Source organism: Micrococcus sp. NPDC078436, from assembly GCF_040702705.1.
Lineage (GTDB): Bacteria > Actinomycetota > Actinomycetes > Actinomycetales > Micrococcaceae > Micrococcus.
The window spans coordinates 305,232-325,390 of record NZ_JBFBLX010000001.1 but is presented as its reverse complement, the minus strand read 5'-3'; the positions used below and the strand labels follow the sequence as shown (position 1 = coordinate 325,390).

18 protein-coding genes, 2 tRNA genes and 1 other RNA gene are annotated in these 20,159 nt (G+C 73.5%); 9 read left to right on the top strand and 12 right to left on the bottom strand.

The genetic code is table 11. The features are described 5' to 3' along the window. Window positions 1-78: 78 nt before the first annotated feature. Both ettA and AB0302_RS01510 read right to left on the bottom strand, forming a co-directional pair. Window positions 79-1,761 (bottom strand): energy-dependent translational throttle protein EttA, encoded by a 1,683-nt coding sequence (gene ettA, locus AB0302_RS01515; protein ID WP_248114994.1) that lies wholly within the window; start codon window positions 1,759-1,761, stop codon window positions 79-81. A gap of 60 nt (window positions 1,762-1,821) precedes the next feature. Next, window positions 1,822-2,379 carry a single-stranded DNA-binding protein gene (locus AB0302_RS01510; protein WP_298713365.1) on the bottom strand — a complete coding sequence of 186 codons (558 nt, stop codon included), beginning with the start codon at window positions 2,377-2,379 and terminating at the stop codon, window positions 1,822-1,824. Between the two features lie 194 nt (window positions 2,380-2,573). On the opposite strand from AB0302_RS01510, the gene AB0302_RS01505 reads away from it, so the two are divergent. Together AB0302_RS01505 and AB0302_RS01500 are read left to right on the top strand one after the other, a co-directional pair. Then, window positions 2,574-2,647 (top strand) — tRNA-Arg (locus AB0302_RS01505). A gap of 64 nt (window positions 2,648-2,711) precedes the next feature. After that, entirely contained in the window at window positions 2,712-4,190 is a 1,479-nt protein-coding gene (locus AB0302_RS01500; RefSeq protein WP_366370314.1) for a DUF2079 domain-containing protein, read from the top strand. Here the strand turns inward: AB0302_RS01500 and AB0302_RS01495 are convergent. The 3 genes from AB0302_RS01495 to mptB (AB0302_RS01485) are packed head-to-tail and all read right to left on the bottom strand — an operon-like array spanning window position 4,175 to window position 8,741. Then, window positions 4,175-5,521, bottom strand: coding sequence for a glycosyltransferase 87 family protein (locus tag AB0302_RS01495; protein ID WP_366370313.1), 1,347 nt, complete (start codon window positions 5,519-5,521; stop codon window positions 4,175-4,177). The two genes, AB0302_RS01500 and AB0302_RS01495, sit on opposite strands and share 16 nt — an antisense overlap. Next, window positions 5,518-7,101, bottom strand: coding sequence for a polyprenol phosphomannose-dependent alpha 1,6 mannosyltransferase MptB (mptB, locus tag AB0302_RS01490; RefSeq protein WP_366370312.1), 1,584 nt, complete (start codon window positions 7,099-7,101; stop codon window positions 5,518-5,520). The genes AB0302_RS01495 and mptB (AB0302_RS01490) overlap by 4 nt, the downstream gene beginning before the upstream one ends. Beyond that, window positions 7,098-8,741: a polyprenol phosphomannose-dependent alpha 1,6 mannosyltransferase MptB gene (gene mptB, locus AB0302_RS01485; RefSeq protein WP_366370311.1), complete on the bottom strand. Its 1,644-nt coding sequence runs from the start codon at window positions 8,739-8,741 to the stop codon at window positions 7,098-7,100. Before mptB (AB0302_RS01485) ends, mptB (AB0302_RS01490) begins: the two co-directional genes overlap by 4 nt. Before the next feature lie 90 nt (window positions 8,742-8,831). Between mptB (AB0302_RS01485) and orn the strand changes: the two genes are divergently transcribed. The 3 genes from orn (at window position 8,832) to AB0302_RS01470 (ending at window position 10,046) form a co-directional block, all read left to right on the top strand. Then, complete coding sequence (gene orn, locus AB0302_RS01480; RefSeq protein WP_298713348.1) at window positions 8,832-9,479, top strand: oligoribonuclease; 648 nt, start codon at window positions 8,832-8,834, stop codon at window positions 9,477-9,479. Window positions 9,480-9,523: 44 nt separating this feature from the next. Next, window positions 9,524-9,599, top strand: a tRNA-His gene (locus AB0302_RS01475). 141 nt (window positions 9,600-9,740) lie between these two features. Next, window positions 9,741-10,046, top strand: coding sequence for an antibiotic biosynthesis monooxygenase (locus AB0302_RS01470; RefSeq protein WP_126860527.1), 306 nt, complete (start codon window positions 9,741-9,743; stop codon window positions 10,044-10,046). Here AB0302_RS01470 and AB0302_RS01465 read toward each other — a convergent pair. Next, window positions 9,962-11,881, bottom strand: coding sequence for a cation-translocating P-type ATPase (locus AB0302_RS01465; protein WP_366370332.1), 1,920 nt, complete (start codon window positions 11,879-11,881; stop codon window positions 9,962-9,964). The two genes, AB0302_RS01470 and AB0302_RS01465, sit on opposite strands and share 85 nt — an antisense overlap. 107 nt (window positions 11,882-11,988) lie before the next feature. Then, window positions 11,989-12,216, bottom strand: coding sequence for a heavy metal-associated domain-containing protein (locus AB0302_RS01460; protein ID WP_366370310.1), 228 nt, complete (start codon window positions 12,214-12,216; stop codon window positions 11,989-11,991). Window positions 12,217-12,379: 163 nt separating this feature from the next. Here AB0302_RS01460 and AB0302_RS01455 point away from each other — a divergent pair, with 163 nt between their 5' ends. Beyond that, a complete protein-coding gene (locus tag AB0302_RS01455) occupies window positions 12,380-13,081 on the top strand; it encodes a Crp/Fnr family transcriptional regulator (protein ID WP_366370309.1) in 702 nt (233 codons plus the stop codon). A 94-nt stretch (window positions 13,082-13,175) separates the two neighbouring features. After that, a complete protein-coding gene (gene def / locus AB0302_RS01450) occupies window positions 13,176-13,811 on the top strand; it encodes a peptide deformylase (RefSeq protein WP_366370308.1) in 636 nt (211 codons plus the stop codon). A gap of 90 nt (window positions 13,812-13,901) precedes the next feature. Here the strand turns inward: def and AB0302_RS01445 are convergent, their stop codons facing one another. After that, a complete protein-coding gene (locus AB0302_RS01445) occupies window positions 13,902-15,347 on the bottom strand; it encodes a glyceraldehyde-3-phosphate dehydrogenase (RefSeq protein WP_366370307.1) in 1,446 nt (481 codons plus the stop codon). A 144-nt stretch (window positions 15,348-15,491) separates the two neighbouring features. On the opposite strand from AB0302_RS01445, the gene rnpB reads away from it, so the two are divergent. After that, window positions 15,492-15,875: RNase P RNA component class A (gene rnpB / locus AB0302_RS01440), an RNA gene on the top strand. A gap of 162 nt (window positions 15,876-16,037) precedes the next feature. Here rnpB and AB0302_RS01435 read toward each other — a convergent pair. Beyond that, entirely contained in the window at window positions 16,038-16,352 is a 315-nt protein-coding gene (locus tag AB0302_RS01435; RefSeq protein WP_366370306.1) for a hypothetical protein, read from the bottom strand. A 152-nt stretch (window positions 16,353-16,504) separates the two neighbouring features. On the opposite strand from AB0302_RS01435, the gene AB0302_RS01430 reads away from it, so the two are divergent. Beyond that, window positions 16,505-17,311: a peroxide stress protein YaaA gene (locus AB0302_RS01430; RefSeq protein ID WP_366370305.1), complete on the top strand. Its 807-nt coding sequence runs from the start codon at window positions 16,505-16,507 to the stop codon at window positions 17,309-17,311. Window positions 17,312-17,318: 7 nt separating this feature from the next. Here the strand turns inward: AB0302_RS01430 and AB0302_RS01425 are convergent, their stop codons facing one another. The 3 genes from AB0302_RS01425 to AB0302_RS01415 all read right to left on the bottom strand — a co-directional run bounded on the left by AB0302_RS01425 (window position 17,319) and on the right by AB0302_RS01415 (window position 20,066). Beyond that, complete coding sequence (locus AB0302_RS01425; protein WP_366370304.1) at window positions 17,319-18,266, bottom strand: reverse transcriptase-like protein; 948 nt, start codon at window positions 18,264-18,266, stop codon at window positions 17,319-17,321. 127 nt (window positions 18,267-18,393) lie between these two features. After that, complete coding sequence (locus tag AB0302_RS01420; protein WP_366370303.1) at window positions 18,394-19,128, bottom strand: DNA-binding protein; 735 nt, start codon at window positions 19,126-19,128, stop codon at window positions 18,394-18,396. Continuing rightward, on the bottom strand, window positions 19,125-20,066 hold the full coding sequence (locus AB0302_RS01415) for a Nif3-like dinuclear metal center hexameric protein (protein WP_366370302.1): 942 nt from the start codon (window positions 20,064-20,066) through the stop codon (window positions 19,125-19,127). The genes AB0302_RS01420 and AB0302_RS01415 overlap by 4 nt, the downstream gene beginning before the upstream one ends. Between the last annotated feature and the right edge of the window lie 93 nt (window positions 20,067-20,159).

Genomic DNA, 20,159 nt, shown 5'->3' with positions numbered 1-20,159 from the left:
CATCCAGGCCCTCGGGCGCAGACGACGACGGCCCGCCTCGGGCGTCCGAGGCGGGCCGTCGTCGTCCCGGCGGGACGGTCAGTCGCGCGTGAGCTTGCGGTGGGTCACGCGGTGCGGGCGCGCGGCGTCCGGGCCGAGGCGGTCCACCTTGTTCGCCTCATAGGACTCGAAGTTGCCCTCATACCAGTACCAGTTCGCCGGGTCCTCGGCGGTGCCCTCGTACGCGAGCATGTGCGTGGCCACGCGGTCGAGGAACCAGCGGTCGTGCGAGACCACGACGGCGCACCCCGGGAACTCGAGCAGCGCGTTCTCGAGCGAGGTCAGCGTCTCGACGTCCAGGTCGTTGGTGGGCTCGTCGAGGAGCAGCAGGTTGCCGCCCTCCTTGAGCGTCAGCGCCAGGTTGAGGCGGTTGCGCTCACCGCCGGAGAGCACACCGGCCTTCTTCTGCTGGTCCGGGCCCTTGAAGCCGAACGCGGAGACGTAGGCGCGGGAGGGCATCTCCACGTTGCCGACCTTGATGTAGTCCAGGCCGTCCGAGACGACCTCCCACAGCGACTTCTCGGGGTCGATGTTCGCGCGGGACTGGTCCACGTAGGAGATCTTCACGGTCTCGCCGACCTTGAGGTCGCCGCCGTCGAGGGGCTCGAGCCCCACGATGGTCTTGAACAGCGTGGTCTTGCCGACGCCGTTGGGGCCGATGACGCCCACGATGCCGTTGCGCGGCAGGGAGAAGGACAGGCCGTCGATGAGCACACGGTCCCCGAAGCCCTTCTTCAGGTCCGTGGCCTCGATGACGGTGTTGCCCAGGCGCGGGCCCGGCGGGATCTGGATCTCCTCGAAGTCGAGCTTCCGGGTCTTCTCGGCCTCGGCTGCCATCTCCTCGTAGCGGGCCAGGCGGGCCTTCGACTTGGCCTGGCGGCCCTTCGAGTTGGAGCGCACCCAGTCGAGCTCCTCGGCGAGGCGCTTGGCGAGCTTGGCGTCCTTCTTGCCCTGCACCTCGAGGCGCGCGCGCTTGGTCTCCAGGTACGTGGAGTAGTTGCCCTCGTAGGGGTAGAGGCGGCCGCGGTCGACCTCGCAGATCCACTGGGCCACGTGGTCCAGGAAGTAGCGGTCGTGGGTCACGGCGACGACGGCGCCGGGGTAGGCGGCCAGGTGCTGCTCGAGCCACAGCACGGACTCCGCGTCCAGGTGGTTGGTGGGCTCGTCGAGGAGCAGCAGGTCCGGCTTCTGGAGCAGGAGCTTGCACAGGGCCACGCGGCGGCGCTCACCGCCGGAGAGCTTGGTCACGGGCTCGTCGGCCGGGGGCGTGCGAAGGGCGTCCATGGCCTGCTCGAGCTGGGAGTCGATGTCCCACGCGTCGGCGGCGTCGATGTCCGTCTGCAGCGAGCCCATCTCCTCCATCAGGGCGTCGAAGTCCGCGTCCGGATTCGCCATCTCCTCGGAGATCTGGTTGTAGCGCTGGATCTTGCCGTAGATCTCGCCCACGCCCTCCTGGACGTTCTCCAGGACGGTCTTGGACTCGTCCAGCTTCGGCTCCTGCATGAGGATGCCGACGGAGTACCCGGGCGAGAGCCGGGCGTCGCCGTTCGAGGGCTCGTCGAGCCCCGCCATGATCTTCAGGATCGTGGACTTGCCGGCACCGTTGGGGCCGACCATGCCGATCTTCGCGCCCGGATAGAACGACATCGTCACATCGTCCAGGATCAGCTTGTCGCCGACCTTCTTCCGGGCCTTGACCATCGTGTAGATGAATTCCGCCATGCGTCCCAGGCTAGTGGGTGGCCGCCGGATTCCTCTCATCCGACGGCCGCCCCGCTCGCCTCAGGCCGCCGTGAGCACGCCCGGGGTGCGCGCCGCCTCCTCCCCCACGCGCTCGTCGCCCTCCTGCTCCTCGCCGCCGTCGTCGGCCGGGCGGTCCGCGCGGGCCGGCGCGAAGGCGTCATGGGCCGGACCCCCGAAGTCCTCGGCCGGCTCGGCGCCGGCGGCCCGCTCCTCGCGCGGCTCCTCCCGCGGCGCCGAGGCGCGCTGGTTCCGCACGAAGGCCCCCGAGCCGTAGCCCAGGTCCAGGCCGACGGCGTCCGCCACGACGTCCACGGACGTCCCCGAGCGCTCCTCCGTGGACCAGTCCCGCACCCGCAGGCGGCCGGTGACGATCACGGGGTTGCCCTTCTTGATCGACTGCGCGGTGTTCGAGCCGAGCTGACCGAATGCGGAGACGCTGTACCAGTTGGTGTGGGCGTCCACCCACGTGCCGGCGTCCCGGTCGAAGCGCCGCTCCGTGGTGGCCAGGCGGAAGCCCGCCACCGTGGTGCCGGAGGCGGTGTGGCGGACGGCGGGGTCGGTGGCGACGAAGCCGCGGATGGTGATGGTGTCCTGCATGATGGGTCCTTCTCTGCGCGGCCCCGGGCCCGGCCCGGAGCGGGTCTGCGGCGCATCGGTCGATCCGCCACCCCCATCAGACGCCCCCGGAGCGGCCGGCGTCCGGCGCGTCCGCCGCGCTGGGGACCCGCCGGGCGCGGACGTCGCCTGTGCAGGAACGACGCCGAGCCCGGCCGGTAGAATGGCACGGCCCAGCCCCAGTAGCTCAGCTGGACAGAGCAGCGGCCTTCTAATCCGCCGGTCGGGGGTTCGAATCCCTCCTGGGGCACCGCCGTGCCGCGCCCTGCCGCCGCGCACCGTCGTCGTCGTCCCGAGCGTCAGGAGGCCCGAGCGTGAGGAGGCCCCCCCTGGATCGCCGGCGCTCGTGGCCCGCTCCGCGGGAGCGATGGCACCTCGCGCTGCTGCTGGCCGCGTTCACGGCCCTGGCCGTGACCCATTCGTTCCTGCGCCACCGGGCCTACGAGTCGAAGGGCTACGACCTCGGGATCTTCGACCAGGCGATCCGGCAGTACGCCCTCCTCAAGCCACCGATCGTGCCGGTCAAGGGGGTGGGCTTCCACCTCCTGGGCGACCACTTCCACCCGGTCCTGGCCCTGCTGGCGCCCGCCTACTGGATCTGGGACGACCCCCGCGTGCTCGGGATCGTCATGGCGCTGGCCCTCGCGCTGGCCGCGGTGCCGGTGTACCTGTTCGCCCGCCGCCGGTCGGGCCACGGCCTCGCCCTGGGCGCGGCCGCGGCGCTGCTGCTCTCCTGGCCCTTCCAGGCCATGGTCAACTGGGACTTCCACGAGATCACCCTGGGCGTGCCCCTCATGGCGTGGCTGGTCTGGTCCCTGGACGGGGGCCGCCCGTGGGCCGTCACGGCGCTCGCCGCGAGCCTCCTCACGGTGCGCGAGGACATGGGCGTCACGCTCGTGGCGGTGGCGCTGGTGCTCGCGATCCGCGGCCACCGGCTGCAGGCCGCCGTCACCGCGGTCCTGGGCGTGGCCGGCTACTGGTTCGCCACGTCCGTCGCCATCCCCCGCTTCTCCCCCACGGGGAGCTTCGGCTACTGGCAGTTCACGGCGCTCGGCCCGGACCTTCCCTCCTCCCTCCTGTTCATCCTCACGCGGCCGCTCTCCGCCGTCGGGGTGCTGGTGGACCACCCGTTGAAGATCGCCCTGCTGCTCCTGCACCTCGTGCCCCTGCTGCTCCTGCCGCTCCTCAGCCCGTTGACGCTGCTGGCGATGCCCGTCCTGCTCTCTCGCCTCTTCAACGACCGGCTCACCGTGTGGAGCCCCGTCTTCCAGTACGACGCCATCCTGGCGCCCATCCTCCTGATGGCCGCGCTCGAGGCGGCGCACCGGCTGGCGGCCCGGCGGGAGGAGCTGCGGCGGCTGCCCACGGTGCTCGTCGCCGCGGCCCTGGGCGTCTCGCTGCTCGGCACGGCCGTGTTCCCGCTCGTCTTCCCGTTCCACCGCACCCTCACGGGGGACATGGCGGTCACGGCGCACGCGCGCAGCCTCGACCGCGCGGTCTCCCTCATCCCGGACGGCGTGTGCGTCGAGGCCCCGGACCACGTCATCCCCCACCTGACCACGCGGACGTACGTGGGCCTCGCCGGGGACATCGGCGACGAGCTGGCCACCTGGACCATCGTGGACCTGCAGGAGGAGGAGCCCGGCGGGTGGGACCCGCTGACACCCGGGCAGGTCCTGGAACGCGCCCGCGCCCTCGGCTTCCAACGGGTGTGGTCCGAGGACGGGGTGATCGTGCTCCACCACCCGGGGCGCGCGGTGGACCCGACGTGCTCGGACTACCTCCGCCGCTGAACGGCGGCGGCCAGCGGGCCGTCCGGCACGCCCCAGAACGGGCCCGCGTTCGGGTCCTCCGCGATGCCCGGGGCGACGCACGGCGCGCCCCGCTCGAGGGCGGTGCGTCGCACCGGGTCCCGCGCCGGGTCGAGGACGTCACGGATGACGGTGACGCAGATCCAGGCGACGGCGGCCACGTGCAGCACCACTCCCGAGCCGTACCAGAGGGTGGCCCAGGCCCCGCCGAACGTCCCGCCGGACGTGATGCGCGCGGACTCCATCCAGACCCCGGCCCAGTGGTAGACCTCCACGACCTGCCAGGCCCAGAACATCCGGCGCCGCGGCGTCGCGAGGACGACGAGCGGGATCAGCCACATCACGAACTGCGGCGAGTACACCTTCCCCAGGAGCAGGAACGCCGCCACGATCAGCAGGCAGAGCTGGGCCAGGCGAGGGCGCACCGGGGCCGCCAGCCCCAGCCACGCGATCCCCGCGCAGCACACCGCGAACAGCCCGTTCGACACCAGCGAGAACGTCTCCCCGGACCATCCGGTCCACACGAACGCGAGCCACACCGAGGAGAAGGAGACCGCGCGCTCGCCCGAGAAGGCGTAGAAGCGCGCCCACTGGTCGAACGCCGTCAGCATGAACGGGAGGTTCACGGCCAGCCACGCCGCCGTCCCCGCCGCGAGCGCCCTCCCGAACCCCGCCCACCGGCCCGTGCGCAGCGCGAGGACCAGGAGGGCGCCGAAGAAGAACAGGGGGTAGAGCTTCGCGGCGGCGCCCAGGCCGAGGAGCGCGCCCGAGAGCGTGGGGCGGTCCGCGGACCACGCCCACAGGGCCAGGGCGGCGAGCATGACCGCCCACAGGTCCCAGTTGAGCATCGAGGTCAGGACGACCCCCGGCGCGAGGGCCACCAGGAGCGCGTCCCGCGACCGGCCGCGCGCCGTGGACGCCGTCGCCACCACCGTGACCATCCAGCAGAGCACCACGCCCGCCGCGTTCACGTCGAAGTAGGCCACGGTGCGCTCGTGCAGGGACCCGCCGGCGGGCACGAACCAGGAGGTGACCCCCGCGACGACGGCCAGCAGCGCCGGGTACTCCATCCACTGCTCCGGCGGCAGCGACGCGGAGAAGGGGAAGTGCCCGTCGGCCAGGCCCCGCGTGGGGAACAGCTGCGCGAAGTCCGAATAGCACAGGTGCACGTGCACGCCCGGGGCGGCCCAGCCGTGCACGCGGCACCACTGCTTGCTCAGCAGGCCGAGGACGGCGGCCAGCGCCGTCGCGCCGAGGAGGACGGCGACCCGGCGAGAAGCAGGGCCGGAGGCGGGGCGGTCACGGTCGCTCATGGTCCCTCCCGGGGGATGGCGGGGCGGGGCTCGACCGTCTCGAGCGGGGCACGGCCGCGGCCGGGGAACAGCACGGCGGTGGACGGGTCGCGGAACGCGATCAGGAGGATGCCGACGAGGGCGGCGAGCGCCGTCGCCCCGCGCACGGCCGCGAGCGGCATCCACTGGGCCACGGAGATCTGGTCCACCACGCCGACGCCGATGAGCAGCAGGACGGCCAACGCCGTCACCCAGCCCAGCCAGCGCGGGTGGAGCGGTCCGCGGGGCGTGCCGGGGAGGGCGCACGCGAACAACGGCAGCACCCAGAGCAGGTACCACGGCTGGATGATGGGCGCAGTGAGCACGGCCACGACGAGCACGGCGGCGGAGGAGAGCACCGGGTCCACGGGGCGGCGGCGCAGCGCCATCCAGGCGGTGAAGACCAGCGCGGCCAGCGTCATCAGCGTGTAGAACGCGTTCGCGGCCGACCGGGCGGGCACGGGGCTCACCGCGTCCACGAGCCAGCCGATGCCGAGCCCCACCAGTCCCACCGGCGCATAGGGGAAGGCGGCGTCGCCGCTCGTGAGCATGGCGGCCGCCCACCCGAACCACAGCCCCGTGCCCGCTCCCAGGATCGTCAGGACGGCCAGGGCGACCGCCGCCGTCGTGATCCAGGAGCCGAGGCGCTCGCGGCGCCGAGGCGGCCGCCCGCCGGCGCGGAAGGGCGCCCAGCCGGCGGGCAGCAGGAGGGCGGCGAACGGCAGGGCCAGCGCGGTCAGCGGCTTGATGGCCACCGAGAGCGAGATGAGCACGAGGCCCCACAGTCCGTGGAGACGACGGCGCGGAAGGCGCACCAGCAGCAGGAGACCGGCCAGCATGAGCCCGCTCATGAGGGCGTCATTGTGGGCGCCGGCCACCATGTAGAGCAGGAACAGCGGGTTCGCCACGCACAGCCACGCGGCCCAGCGGCCGCCGCGGCCCGCCGCGTCCGCGAGGCGGCGCACGGCCCACAGGCACAGGGCCATCCCGGCCAGGGCGAGGAGCCGGAAGCACAGCACCCCGAGCTCGATGTTCCCGCCGGAGAACCGCCACGCCCCCTCCGCGAAGAGCAGGAACAGCGGGCCGTACGGAGACGGGGACTCGGCCCAGATGGAGTCCGCCCCCTGCATGAACCACCCGGGCAGCCGGGAGACGCCCTCCCGGTAGGGGTCCAGCCCGAGCGCCACCACCCGCCCCTGCTGGAGGTAGGAGTAGACGTCCCGGGAGAAGATGGGGAAGGCGCCCAGCATCGGGAGGGACCACTGCCACGCCGCGCGCGTCACCGCTGAGCCCTGGGAGTCCCAGCGGCCGCGCAGGGCGCGCCCGAGCCGCAGCCACGCGCGGGCCAGCAGCAGGCAGCCGACCGCCAGCAGGACCGCGCTCCCGATCACGCCCACGAGGTTGGCGCGCAGCGGGTTGAGCAGCCGCGTGCCGGCGAAGACGGTGTCCGTGGTCATCGGCAGCCACCCCACGCCCCACGAGGCGACCATGATGAGCACGGCGGCGACGGTCCCCTCCCGCACGGCCGCACGGGGATCCGGCGCCTCGGCGCCGTGCTTCACCGGACCTCCGGCCGACGCCTCACGCTGCGGGCGACCGTCCGGAGCTCGTGACGGCCGGGCATCCTGCCGCGGAGGACGTGCCGCGTGTGCGGGTCCAGGAGCAGGATCCACACGAGGCACAGGGCCGAGACCGCCAGCGAGACGACCTTCACCTCGCCCGCGATCTCCAGGAACGGCCACGTGAACAGCTGGTCCTGGGCGCCGTAGGTGAGGAAGAAGCACACGGTGAAGAACACCCACGTCAGCCGCCAGTCGTCCGGGATGCCGATCACGGCGAAGAAGGGCAGCAGCCACAGCAGGTACCACGGGTGGATCACCGGGGAGAGCACCACCAGTGCAGTGAACGCCCACGTCATCCGAGGCAGGATCCGGTCCTGGCGGCCCCGGAACATGAGCACGGCCACCACGAGCACCGAGAGGAGGCGTCCGGCCGTCTTGTAGAGGCCCTCGATGCCGCTGCGGTCCACATCGTTCCCGAGCGCCTCCAGGACCCCGATGGTCACGCTGGAGAGCATGCCGATGGGCGCCCACGGGGACGTGCCCGTCCCCGTGCTCGCCATGACGGACACCCAGCCGAAGCCGTAGCCGTTGGCGTGCCCCACCGCGAGCATGATGAGGGCGGAGGTCACCGCCGTCGTCGCCCAGTAGGCGAAGCGACGGGGCCACCCGGCTCGGGGGCCCGCCCACAGCAGGCCGATGAACGGCAGGAGCACCACGGTGATGGGCTTGACGCCGAGCGAGAGGGTCACGAGGAGCACGCCGGCCAGGCCCCACCCGGCCGAGGCGAGCGCTGACTGGGGCCGCTCCGGGCGCCCGGCGCGCAGGGCGCACCACGTGCCGGCGAGCGCCAGGCCCACCATGAGGGCGTCGTTGTGGCCGGAGGCGACGAAGTGGATGATGACGAGCGGGTTGGCGGTGGTGAGCCACTGCGCCCAGCCGGGCGGCGTCCCCGTGCGGCGTGCGAGCAGGGGCACGAAGACCGCGGTGAGGACCACGCCGAGCACCGCCACGAGGCGGAAGAGCACGATGGCCAGGTCCGGGTTCTCTCCCCCGCTGGCGTTCACCACCGCCTGCTCCACCCACAGGAAGACGGGCCCGTAGGGGGTGCCGTCGTAGGCCCACATGGAGTCCGCACCGAGCTGGAGCCAGTTCGAGACGTCGGAGATGCTGTCCTCGTAGGGGTTCTTCCCGGCCGCCATCATGCGCCCCTGGGCCACGTACGCGTACATGTCCCGGCTCAGGATGGGCAGCGCCACCAGGAGGGGGGCGCTCCACAGGGCCGACGCCCAGGTCATGGTGCCCACCGTCCCGCCGCCGCGCGGGTCCACGGTCTGGCCGAGACGGATCCAGGCCCAGAACAGGAGCCAGAAGCCGAGGGTGAGGAGCGTGATGCCGGTGAGGACGCCCGCCTCGTGCGTGCGCCACGGGATGAGCCACTGCCAGCGGTTCAGGGGGGAGACGGACGCGAGCCAGCCCACGCTGTAGGAGCCCGCCACCACCAGGAGGGACCCCAGGAGCCCGACGAGGAGCGGGACGCGCGGCGAGCCGCCCGGGCCGAGCGGCCGCGGAGCTGCGCTCGCGCCGCCGGGCGCCGGCCGCTCCCCCGACGGGGACGACGGCGGCGGGGTGGGCGCGCTCATGGGGCGTGTCCTTCCGTGCGGGCCGGGTCGGAACCCGGGGTGGGACTGACGGCGAATCTATCATCGTGGTCCACGAGTAGCCTGGATTCCATGAGCGACACGAACACCCCCGCGCCGGAGCGCGCCCCGCTGGTCTGGATCGACTGCGAGATGACCGGCCTGGACCCGGACGTCGACGTGCTGGTGGAGGTGGCCGTGCTCATCACGGACTCCGAGCTCGAGCTCCTCGACGAGGGGCTGGACCTCGTGATCCGCCCGACCGCGGCCGCCCTCGCCCAGATGGACCCGTTCGTCCGGGACATGCACACCACGTCCGGACTGATCGAGGAGTTCGAGTCCGGGCTCCCCCTCGAGGAGGCTGCCGAGCGGGTGCTGGCCTACATGGCCGAGCGCGTGCCCGCGGGCAGGGCCCTGCTGGCCGGCAACTCCGTGGGCCAGGACAAGCTGTTCCTGTCCCGGTACATGCCGCGCGTCGTGGAGCACCTGCACTACCGGATCGTGGACGTCTCCACGCTCAAGGAGCTCGCGCGCCGCTGGTACCCGCGCGCCTACTACCAGGCGCCGGCGAAGACGGGCGGCCACCGCGCCCTCGGCGACATCCGGGACTCGATCACCGAGCTGCGCTACTACCGCGAGGCGGTCATGCTCCCGGCCCCCGGCCCGACGTCGGACGAGGCCCGCTCGATCTCGGCCCGGATCACCGCTGGCGCGGGCGACCCTCAGGATCGTGTACAGTAGTACCCGCTGCTCCGCACGGGTCACCCCCATCGGGAGCATGCATGGTGGGCGTAGCTCAGTCGGCAGAGCGTCTGGTTGTGGTCCAGAAGGTCGCGGGTTCAATCCCCGTCGCTCACCCCACCGAGGCCCCCGGAATCATGCAGATTCCGGGGGCCTTGTCGTGTCCGTGGTTGCGCTCCTGGTAGTGCCGGGCGGGGGTCTACCCTGGCAGGGCAGGAGGGCACCCGCCCTCCCCCACCGTCCCGTCTCCAGGAGGCAACCGTGTCCGTCGTGAAGATCAACGCCATCACCGTCCCCGAGGGCGCCGGCCCGGAGCTCGAGAAGCGGTTCGCTGCCCGCAAGCACGCGGTGGACCAGGAGCCGGGCTTCGAGGGGTTCCAGCTGCTGCGACCCACGGCGGGCGAGGACCGCTACTTCGTGGTCACGACGTGGGCCTCGGAGGAGGACTTCCAGCGCTGGCGGGACGGGCGCATGCCCGCCGCTCACGCCGCCGAGCAGGGCGGCCGCCCGGCGCCGGTCGCCACGGGCGCCGACCTGCTCGAGTTCGAGGTCGTGGACCTGGGCTGACCCGGGCGCCGCAGCAGGCGCATCGCGTTCACGATGACCAGCAGCACGGACGCCTCGTGCACGAGCATGCCGACGGCCATCGTGACGCCGCCGATGAAGACGCCGGCCAGCAGGGCCACGACGGTCACGAGGGAGATCGCGATGTTCTGCCGCATCACCCGCACCGTGCGCCGGGCCAGCTCGAGCGCCTGCGGCAGCCGCTCGAGCCGGTCGCCCATCAGGGCGATGTCCGCGGTCTCGATGGCCACGCCGGAGCCGGCCGCGCCCATGGCCACGCCGATGTCCGCCGTCGCCAAGGCCGGGGCGTCGTTGACGCCGTCACCGACCATCGCGACGACGCGGCCCTCGGCCTGCAGGGCCTCGATCGCCTCGAGCTTGTCCTGGGGCAGCAGGCCTGCCCGCACGTCGTCGACGCCCACTTGCCGGGCCACGGCCTGCGCGACGCCGGGCTGGTCGCCGGTCAGCATCACGACCTCGCGGACGCCGATCCCGTGCAGCGCCCGGATCATGTCCGCGGCCTCGGGCCGGAGGGTGTCTGCGATGGCGAGGACGCCGAGCGGGATGCCGTCGACGACGACCGCCACCGGGGTCCGGCCCGCCTCCGCAAGCTCGGCCGCGACGGTCTCGACCCGGTCGGTCGCGGCCGGCTCCACGCCGCGCTCGCGCAGCAGCGCCACGTTGCCCACGGCGACGACACGGCCGTCCACCTCTCCGGTGAGCCCGCGGCCGAGGACGACGTCCACATCGGTGGCCAGCGGGCCGTCCAGCAGGCCGCGCTCCCGGCCCGCCGCGACGACCGGCGCGGCCAGCGGGTGGCCCGAGGCCGCCTCGACCCGTGCGGCCCAGCGCAGCACCTCGTCCTCGGCCCCGGGCTCGAACGCGACGACGTCTGTCAGCTCGGGGGTGCCCGACGTGAGGGTGCCGGTCTTGTCGACGGCGACGGCGTCGACCTTCGCGGCACGCTCAAGGAACTCCCCTCCCTTGATGAGCACGCCGTCCTTGGCGCCGCGGCCGATCCCCGCCACGATCGCGACCGGGATGGAGATCACGAGGGCGCCCGGGCAGCCGATGACCAGCAGGGTCAGGGCCAGGGGGACGTCCCGCGTGATCAGGCCGGTCGCGGAGGCCAGCACCATGATCGCCGGGGTGTACCAGCGGGAGAAGCGGTCCATGAACTGCTGGGTCCGCGCGCGGGCCTCCTGCGCCGCCTCGACGCGGTGGATGATGCGCGCCAGCGTGGTGTCGGCGCCAACGCCCCGGGCCCGCACCTGCAGCAGGCCTGCCGTGGCGACGGTGCCCGCGTACATGGCGTCGCCGTCGGTCTTCTCCGCCGGGATGGACTCGCCCGTGATGGATGCCTCGTCCACGGCGCCGACCCCGGTGAGCACCACGCCGTCCACCGGCACCCGGGCGCCGGCCTTGACGAGGACGGTCGCGCCGGGGGCCACCTCGTGGGCGGGCACGGTGCGCTGCGTCCCGTCTGCGTCGACGACGATGGCGGTCTCGGGCGCCGTGGACACGAGGTCCGCGAGCGCCGAGCGAGTCTGAGACAGGGTCGCGGCCTCGAGGCCGTGGCCGAGGGCGAAGAGGAAGGTCACGGCGGCGGCCTCCCAGAAATTGCCGAGCAGGGACGCGCCGATCGCGGCGGTGGCGACGAGCAGGTCGATGCCGACGGTCTTCACCCGCAGGGCGGCGATCGCGTCGCGCGCGATCGGCAGGCCGGCCACGACGGCGGCGGCGAGCATCAGGCCCGCCGCCACGAGGTGTCCGGTCCCGTGGGCCAGCTGCTCGGGCGCCAGCACGAGTGAGACGGCGATCAGCAGGCCGGCCACCACGGGACGCCGCCAGCGGCGGGACAACGTGAACCGGGCACGGGTGCGGCCCGAGTGTGTGACAGCGGGGGTGGACATGGCGGGCTCCGTTCGTCGGGGGCGGGGCGGTGTCAGAAGGCCGACGGCCGGGCCGTGTAGCCGACCTCGGCGACGGCCTCGACGAGGTCCTGGGCAGTGGTGGTCTGCGGGTCGTGGTCGACCTCGATGCGCTGGGTCTCGAAGTGGACCTGCGCGCCGGTCACGCCGGGCAGGGCGTCGAGGGCCTTCTCGATCTTCCGGACGCACGAGGGGCAGCTGAAGCCCTCGGCGCGGAGCAGGGTGTGCGTGGTGGGGGTCATGGTCACTCCAGTCGGTCGTCACCGGCGCGGCCGCCGGTGAGGCTGAGCGGACGGGGCGGGCGCCCGGTCCGATCCCCGTCCTCCGGGGATGTCACTGACGCTACGAAGGGGACGGCGGGTACGCCTTGACCGCGGTCAAGACGCCGTGTGGGAGGCTGATGGCGTGCGTATCGACCTGCCCCTCATCCCCGTGGATGAACCAGAGCCGTGCGCGGCCCGGGTCCCGCTGTTCACCGGGCTGGGCCTGGAACAGCTGCGCCGGGTCTCCGCCCTGGCGCGGCCGATCGTGCTCGAGGCCGGCGATGCCCTGCATCTGCCAGGCGACCGCACGGACCGCCTGTGTGTCGTGCACACCGGCCGCCTGGCGCTGACGCTCGGCTCAGCGACCGGCCGGGAACGCGTGGTGCGGATGGTCGAGCCCGGCGACTCCGTGGGCGAGCACGAGTTCCTCACGGGCGAGCCGGCCCGGCACGGGGCGCGCGCCGTGGTCGCGACCCGCCTGTGCACCTTCTCCCATGCCGAGGTCGCCCGACTCCTGGCCGAGCATCCGGGCATCGGGGGACGCGTGATGCGGACGCTGGCCGTCCGGCTGGCCGAGGCTGAACAACGGCTGGCCTGGGAGCGTCAGCCTGTCACCGCGCGAATCGCCGGACATCTGCTCGGCCTGCCGGCCCTCCGGGACGAGGCCGACCTCGTCGTGGTGCTGGCCGCGCCGAAGAAGGACGTCGCCTCGCTGCTGGGCACCACCCCCGAGGCGTTCAGCCGCGGGCTGCGCCGCCTCGCCGACGACGGCCTGATCGCCATCGAGGGCCCGCGGGTGACGCTGCTGGACCCGGATGCGCTGGAGGCGCTTGCCGCGGAGTGAGCGCCGTCGTCGTGGTGTCCCCGGCGGTAGGCTGGGGACTCCCCCATCCCCTGACCCACGCAGGCCCGCAGCCCGGGCCGGGAAGCGCAGCGCCATGGCCTCCATCCGTCCCATCACCGTCTACGGCGAGCCCGTGCTGCACACCCGCGCGGCGGAGGTCGAGGTGATCGACGACGGCATCCGCACCCTGATCGAGGACATGTACCTCACGCAGGACGTCGCCAACGGCGTGGGCCTGGCGGCCCCGCAGGTGGGTGTGGGCCTGCGCATCTTCACGTGGACGTTCCCGGACACGGGCGACGCGCCGAACGTGGGGCACGTGATCAACCCCGTCCTGACCTACCTGGACAAGGCCCCCCAGGAGGCCCCCGACGAGGACGAGCACACCGAGGGCTGCCTGTCCGTGCCCGGCCACGGCTACCCGCTGCAGCGCTCCTCCCGCGTGCGCCTGGCAGGCCAGCGCGTGGACGGCGAGCTGTTCGAGTTCGAGGCCGAGGGCTGGTTCGCCCGCGTGATGCAGCACGAGTACGACCATCTCAACGGCACCCTCTACGTGAACCGCCTCGAGGGGAAGTGGGCGCGGCGCTGGAAGCGCGCGCAGCGCGCCGAGCGCATGAACCGTCCCGGCGTGACGTGGCTCCCTGGCACGGATCCGGACCCGTTCGGCCACCGCGAGGTCGACCACGAGTGCGACGGTCCTGACTGCGCCCACGAGCACGCCCAGGACTGAGCTCCTCCGGAACGACCGCGGCGCCGCCGCCTCCCAGCGGGAGGCGGCGGCGCCGTCGTCGTGGTGGCCTGAGGACTCAGGCCGGGCCGGTCAGGCCCGCGGGAAGACCGGCAGGTCCTGGCCCGCCATCTTCTTCACGCAGCGCACCACCTGGTGCGAGTAGCCGTACTCGTTGTCGTACCAGACGTAGAGGATCGCGTTCTTGCCCTCGTTGTTCACGAGGGTCGCGAGGCCGTCCACGATGCCGGCGCGGTTGGAGCCCACGAAGTCCGTGGAGACGACCTCCGGGGAGTCGATGTAGTCGATCTGGCTGTGCAGCTCGCCGGTCAGGGACTCCTGACGCAGGCGGTCGTTCAGCTCGTCCACCGAGGTGGGCGTCTTCAGCTCGAGGTTCAGGATGGCCATGGACACGTCCGGGGTGGGGACGCGGATGGCGTTGCCGGAGAGCTTGCCCTTGAGCTCGGGCAGCGCCTTGGCCACGGCCTTGGCGGCGCCCGTCTCGGTGATGACCATGTTCAGGCCGGCGGCGCGGCCGCGGCGAGAGCCCTTGTGGAAGTTGTCCGTCAGGTTCTGGTCGTTGGTGAAGGCGTGCACGGTCTCCACGTGGCCGTGGTCGATGCCGTACTCGTCCTGGATGACCTTGAGCACCGGGGTGATGCCGTTGGTGGTGCAGGAGGCCGCCGAGATGATGGTGTCCTCGGGAAGGATGTCCTCCGAGTTCACGCCGTAGACGATGTTCTTCATCTCACCCTTGCCCGGGGCGGTGAGCAGGACCTTCTTGACGCCCTTGGCCTGGAGGTGCTGGGACAGCCCCTCGTCGTCGCGCCAGCGGCCGGTGTTGTCCACCACGATCGCGTCCTCGATGCCGTAGGACGTGTAGTCCACGGTGGTCGGGTCGTTCGAGTAGATGACCTGGATCTCGGTGCCGTTGGCGGTGATGACGTTGCGGGCCTCGTCCACGGTGATGGTGCCCTCGAAGGCGCCGTGGATGGAGTCGCGGCGCAGCAGGGAGGCGCGCTTGATCAGGTCGTCGTCCGAGTTCTTGCGGACCACCACGGCGCGCAGGCGCAGCGCGGAGCCGCCCCCGGCCTGGCCGAGGATGATGCGGGCCAGCAGGCGCCCGATGCGGCCGAAGCCGTAGAGCACGACGTCCTGCGCGCGGCCGAGGCCCTCGCCCCCCTTGCCCTGGACGTCCGCGAACTCGGCGTCGAGGAAGGCCTGGAGGTCACCGCCCTGCTTCTTGAACTTGGCGGCCAGCTTGGCCAGGTCCACGGAGGCGGCACCGAGATCCATGGAGGACAGGCCCTGGACCAGCGCGTACGTCTCCTCCACGGGGAGCACGGTCTCGTCGATCCGACGGGCGAAGCGGTGCGCCTTGATGATGTCGATCACGCCGCGGTTCACGAGGGTGCGCCCGTGGATGCTGGTGACCACGTTGTGCTCGCGGTAGAGGCTGCCCAGCAGCGGCACCATCTTCTCGGCGAGCTCCTGCTGCGTGTTCCACTCGGGGGTCTGGGTCGAGGCGGTGTCTGCCACGGGAGTCCTTCCTTCAAGCCTGTGCGGGCACGTGCGGGCACGGACCCTCCGGGACCTCGTCGTCCGCGGACACCCCCCATTCTATGCGGAGCCGCCCGCGCGCACGGGCCCGGGGCGTCCGGCCGGGTAGAGTGGCAGGCCGGGACGGATCAGCGGACGGCCGCGTGCCCGCTCCATGAGCGGGCGCGAGGAAAGTCCGGGCACCGCAGAGCAGGATGGTGGGCAACGCCCACCCGGGGAGACCCGCGGGCCAGTGCCACAGAGAGAAGACCGCCTCCGCGCCTCGGCGCGGCGGTGAGGGTGAAAGGGTGGTGTAAGAGACCACCAGCGGCCCCGGTGACGGGGTCGGCTAGGTAAACCCCATCCGGTGCAAGGCCGAACAGGGCGCGTCACGAGGGCTGCTCGCCCCAGCGTCCGGGTTGGCCGCTCGAGCCCGTCAGCAATGGCGGGCCCAGATGGATGGCCGTCACCCCGCGGGGGGCAACCCGCGCGGGGACACAGAACCCGGCTTACAGCTGGTCCGTCCCCTCATCCATCCCCCGGCGCGCCGCGCGCGCCCGGTTCCGACGCTGCAGCGCCTTGGCCACGCCGAACACCGTGACGGCGAGGAAGAACAGCACGAGCAGTCCGCCGACGAGGGCGATGAGGATCTCCACGGGGGCTCCTGGAATCGGGGAACGGGGCGGCGGTTCAGAGGGCGTCGTCGTCGCGGAGACGTTCGAAGCGGAGCTCGATGACGTGCTCGCGCTCGATGCGGTCCACGAGTCCGTACCCGTACATCTCGCCCAGCGAGACGACCGTGGCCAGCGTGGGCCGACGGCGGTCCCGCGGCCACTCCAGGCTCACCCGGTCCGCGCCCGTGAAGGTGCGCTCCCGCAGGCGGGTCTCCACCTCCGAAGAGCGGGTGCGCGTGCGTCCGCTCGAGCGCGCGCCGACGGCGATCGCGGCGGCCATGGCCAGCAGGGCGGCGGGGAAGACCCACGCATAGACGGCCATCGTCTCCATGGGGCCTCCCGGGCTCGTCGCGGCGCCGGCCCGCCGTCTGCGGACCGTCCGCCCCCACTCTGCCAGTCCGCGACGACGGAGCCCACCCGGGTGAGCGGGAATCGCCGTGGGCGGACGGGCCGGCGACGGGTCCTGCTGACTAGGCTGGACCGGTGCTGATCCTGCTGCCGCCCTCCGAGGGCAAGACCCCGCCCCGCTCGGGGGCGCCCCTGGACCTCGCCTCCCTCGCGCTTGCCGATTCGCCGGACGTCTCGGGCGCACGCGAGGAGCTGCTGGACCGCGTCGCCGCGGCGTCCGTGCGTCCGGACGCACTGGAGCTGCTCGGCGTCGGGGCGTCGCTCGCGGCGGAGGTGGCCGCGAACCGCACCCTGCGGGACGCCCCCGCGGCGCCGGGGCACCGCGTGTACACGGGCGTGCTCTTCGACGCCCTCGACCACGCCTCGCTCTCCCCCGCCGCCAAGCGGCGGGCCCGCACGGACGTCCTGGTGTTCTCGGCGCTCTTCGGCGCCACCGCCTTCGCGGACCGCATCCCCGCCCACCGCCTGTCGGCCGGGGCGCGACTGCCGGAGATGCCCGGCCTGGCCGCGTGGTGGCGGCCCCGGCTGACGCCCGCCCTGGACACCCTGGCCGACTGCGCCGGCGGCCCCGTGGTCGACTGCCGCTCGGGGGGCTACGCCGCCCTCTGGAAGGCCCCGGCCGCGCGGACCGTGGGCGTGGACGTGCTGCAGCTGCGCGAGGGTCGGCGCACCGTGGTCTCCCACTTCGCCAAGCACACCCGCGGCCTCGTGGCCCGCGCGCTGCTCGAGGCGGGCCCCCGCGCCGCGTCCACGCCGGAGCGCGCGGCGGACGTGGTGGCCGCGGCCGGGGCGGGCGACGGCGGACCGCAGTGGGAGGTGGAGCTCGACGCCCCGACGGACGCGAGGGCCGGCTCCCTGCGCGTGGTGCTGCCCGAGTCCTGACGCCGGCTCAGTCCCCCGTGGCCACGAGCTCCACCTCGAAGCCGTCGGCCGTCTCGAGGTAGGCGGCGTAGTGGTCGGGCCCGCCGGCATGGGGGTGGCGGTCCGCGAACAGGAGACGGAAGCCCCGTTCCCGCGCAGCGGCGGTGAGCTCGTCGACGCGGGCGCGGGAACCGGCCTGGAAGGCGAGGTGGTTCAGCCCCGGGCGGGTGCGCTCGTGCGCCCCGCCGCTCACGTCCGGCCCGGCCTCGAGCACGAGGTAGTGGCCCGCGCCCTGGTAGGTCTGGCCCTCGTCCCAGCCGCCGTGCGGGACGTAGCCGAGCTGGGTGAACAGCCAGCCGAGGGTCCGGGTCGCGGCGTCCAGGTCCGCCACCCAGACCTCCACGTGGTGCAGCGAGCCGGTCGGACGCGGTCCCGAGTCCGTCGCGGGAGCGGCGTCGGCACGCTCGTCCGCGGCGGCCTCCGGGGCGGCGGCGCGCTCGTCGGCGTCGGCCCGCGGCGCGGCGACCGCGATCTTCGAGGCGCCGGCGTCCCAGGACCCGCCGCGCGCGCCCGCGTCCATGGCCTCGTTCGAGAGCTGGTCGGCGTCCTTGTTCTTGGCCCGCGGGATCCACTCGTACGTCACGCGGCCCGCCGGGGCGATCGCCCGGGCGTCGGCGGCGAGGCGGCGCATGTCCTCGTGCTTGATCTTCCAGCGCCCGGACATCTGCTCGACCACGAGCTTGGAGTCCATGAGCACGTGCACGCGCGCGGTGGGGTCGATCATCGCCGCCATCCGCAGACCGGCCACGAGGCCCGAGTACTCGGCCACGTTGTTGGAGGCCCTGCCGAGCGGCGCCGCGTCCGTCATGAGGACCTCGCCGGTGGCGGGGTCGCGCACGAGCGCGCCGTAGCCGGCCACGCCGGGGTTGCCGCGGGAGCCGCCGTCGGCCTCCACCTGCAGGACTCGTTCCGCCACCACGGCCTCCTCGTCTCACCGGGCGCGCCGGGCGGCGCGCCGACCCTCCACTGTACTGATGGGCGCGTCGGCACGCGCCGGGCAGCGCTGCGCCGCACCGTGCAGAACCCCGCCGACGTCGGCGAGCTCAGCCGCGCACGAGGATCGCGCCCGACTCCGGGCAGCGCGCCACGGCCTCGGGCGGCAGCGCCGTGATCCGGGCGATGTCGGCCGGGGAGAGCTCCATGCCGGTCGCGCTGGAGCAGCGGCCTGTGAGGCGCGCGGCCCCGATGCCCCCGTTGGCCTCGCGGGCCTTCTCGTAGAGGGCGAGGAGCGGGGCGGGGAGCAGGCCCGCGAGGGCGGCACGGCGGGCCGTGAGCTCGCGCCCCTCGAGGGTGACCTGCTGGCCCGTGGCGCGCAGGTGGGCCACCCGCTCGCCGACGGCGTGACGGGCCTCCGCCAGGCTCGCCTGCGCCGCGCCGACGGCCTGCTCGGCGGCGTCCGCGGACTGCATCGCCACGAGGGCGGCCTCCTCGTGCTCCGCCAGGAGGGCCTCGAGCGTCTGCTCCTCATGGGCCAGGCCCTCGAGGTCGCGGGAGGAGGTGCCGGATGCGGCGAGCCGCTCCCGGGTGCGGTCACGGCGGGCGCGCGTGGCCGCGGCCTTCTCCGAGGCGGAGGCCGCCTGCCGGTCGGCCTCCTCGGCCGCGGCGGTGGCGTCCGCGAGCGCCGCCTCGGCGGCGCGGGCCGCCTGCTGGCGGTCTGCGTGCTCGGCGTCGGTGCGCAGGCGCGCAAGCGCGGTCCTGGCCTGGAGGATCCGGGTGTCCAGGTCCTGCAGCTCCAGGAGCCTTGCCTGGACGGCGGGGGGCGCTGTCAGAGCGGTCACGGTGCGTTCCTCTCGGTGATGACGTAGTCCCACGGGTCGGTCACCCGGGTGGACACGATCGACTCGACGGTGCGGCCCGCCGCGTGCAGGGCCTCCTCGAGGGCGCGGGCGCCCACGGGCAGCCACAGCCACTCGCTCGCCCAGTGGGAGACGTCCACGAGGAACGGGCGGCCGCCCGTGAGACGGGCGGCCTCGCGCGCCTCGGAGGCCGGGTGGTGGCGCAGGTCGGCGGTCACGTACGCGTCTGCCCCGCTCGCGCGCACGGCGTCGAACAGACCGTCCCCCGCACCGCCGCACACCGCCACGGTGCGGACCTCGCCCTCGGCGTCCCCGGCTGCGCGCACCCCGCCGGCGACGCCGGGCAGCACCCGGTGCACACGGCCCGCCAGCTCCGCGAGGCTCACGGGGGCGGGCAGCACGCCGACGCGGCCGATGCCCTCCGCGTCCGTGCCGGACCCGGCCGGCTGCAGCGGCCGAAGGTCCTCAAGGCCGATCGCCTGGGCGAGCACGTCGGAGACTCCGCCCACGGCCGAGTCCGCGTTGGTGTGGGCGGCCACGAGCCCGATGCCGTGCTCGATCAGGGTGTGGAGGAGCTCTCCCTTGTACGCCGCACCATGCCCCGTGGCGGCCACGCTGGTCACCCCGCGCAGCAGGAGGGGGTGGTGCGTGATGACGAGGTCGGCACCGGCCTCCACGGCCTCGTCCACCACCGTGCGCACGGGGTCCACGGCCCACAGGATGCGCCGCACGGACGCCTCGGGTCGGCCGGCCACCGGCCCCACGGCGTCCCAGGATTCGGCGAGGGAACGGGGCCAGAGCCGCTCGACGTGCTCGAGCACCTCCGCGAGCGTGGGCGCCGCGTCGTCCGCGGCCCGCCGGTCGGGTCCGCGCCGCTCGCCGAAGAGGGGGCCGTGGGAAGCTGTGCGCTGACCGGTCATGGGGTCATGATGGACCACCGCAGCCCCCTCCCGCACTCCCTCCCGCCCGCTCGAGTCGGCGGGCGCGGGAATGAACCCGGGAGCGGGGTTGCT

Coding starts and splice junctions, on each gene's coding strand:
- ettA (WP_248114994.1), bottom strand. CDS start 1,761: ATGGCGGAATTCATCTACACGATGGTCAAGGCCCGGAAGAAGGTCGGC.
- AB0302_RS01510 (WP_298713365.1), bottom strand. CDS start 2,379: ATGCAGGACACCATCACCATCCGCGGCTTCGTCGCCACCGACCCCGCC.
- AB0302_RS01495 (WP_366370313.1), bottom strand. CDS start 5,521: ATGAGCGACCGTGACCGCCCCGCCTCCGGCCCTGCTTCTCGCCGGGTC.
- mptB (WP_366370311.1), bottom strand. CDS start 8,741: ATGAGCGCGCCCACCCCGCCGCCGTCGTCCCCGTCGGGGGAGCGGCCG.
- orn (WP_298713348.1), top strand. CDS start 8,832: ATGAGCGACACGAACACCCCCGCGCCGGAGCGCGCCCCGCTGGTCTGG.
- AB0302_RS01460 (WP_366370310.1), bottom strand. CDS start 12,216: ATGACCCCCACCACGCACACCCTGCTCCGCGCCGAGGGCTTCAGCTGC.
- def (WP_366370308.1), top strand. CDS start 13,176: ATGGCCTCCATCCGTCCCATCACCGTCTACGGCGAGCCCGTGCTGCAC.
- AB0302_RS01435 (WP_366370306.1), bottom strand. CDS start 16,352: ATGGAGACGATGGCCGTCTATGCGTGGGTCTTCCCCGCCGCCCTGCTG.
- AB0302_RS01415 (WP_366370302.1), bottom strand. CDS start 20,066: ATGACCGGTCAGCGCACAGCTTCCCACGGCCCCCTCTTCGGCGAGCGG.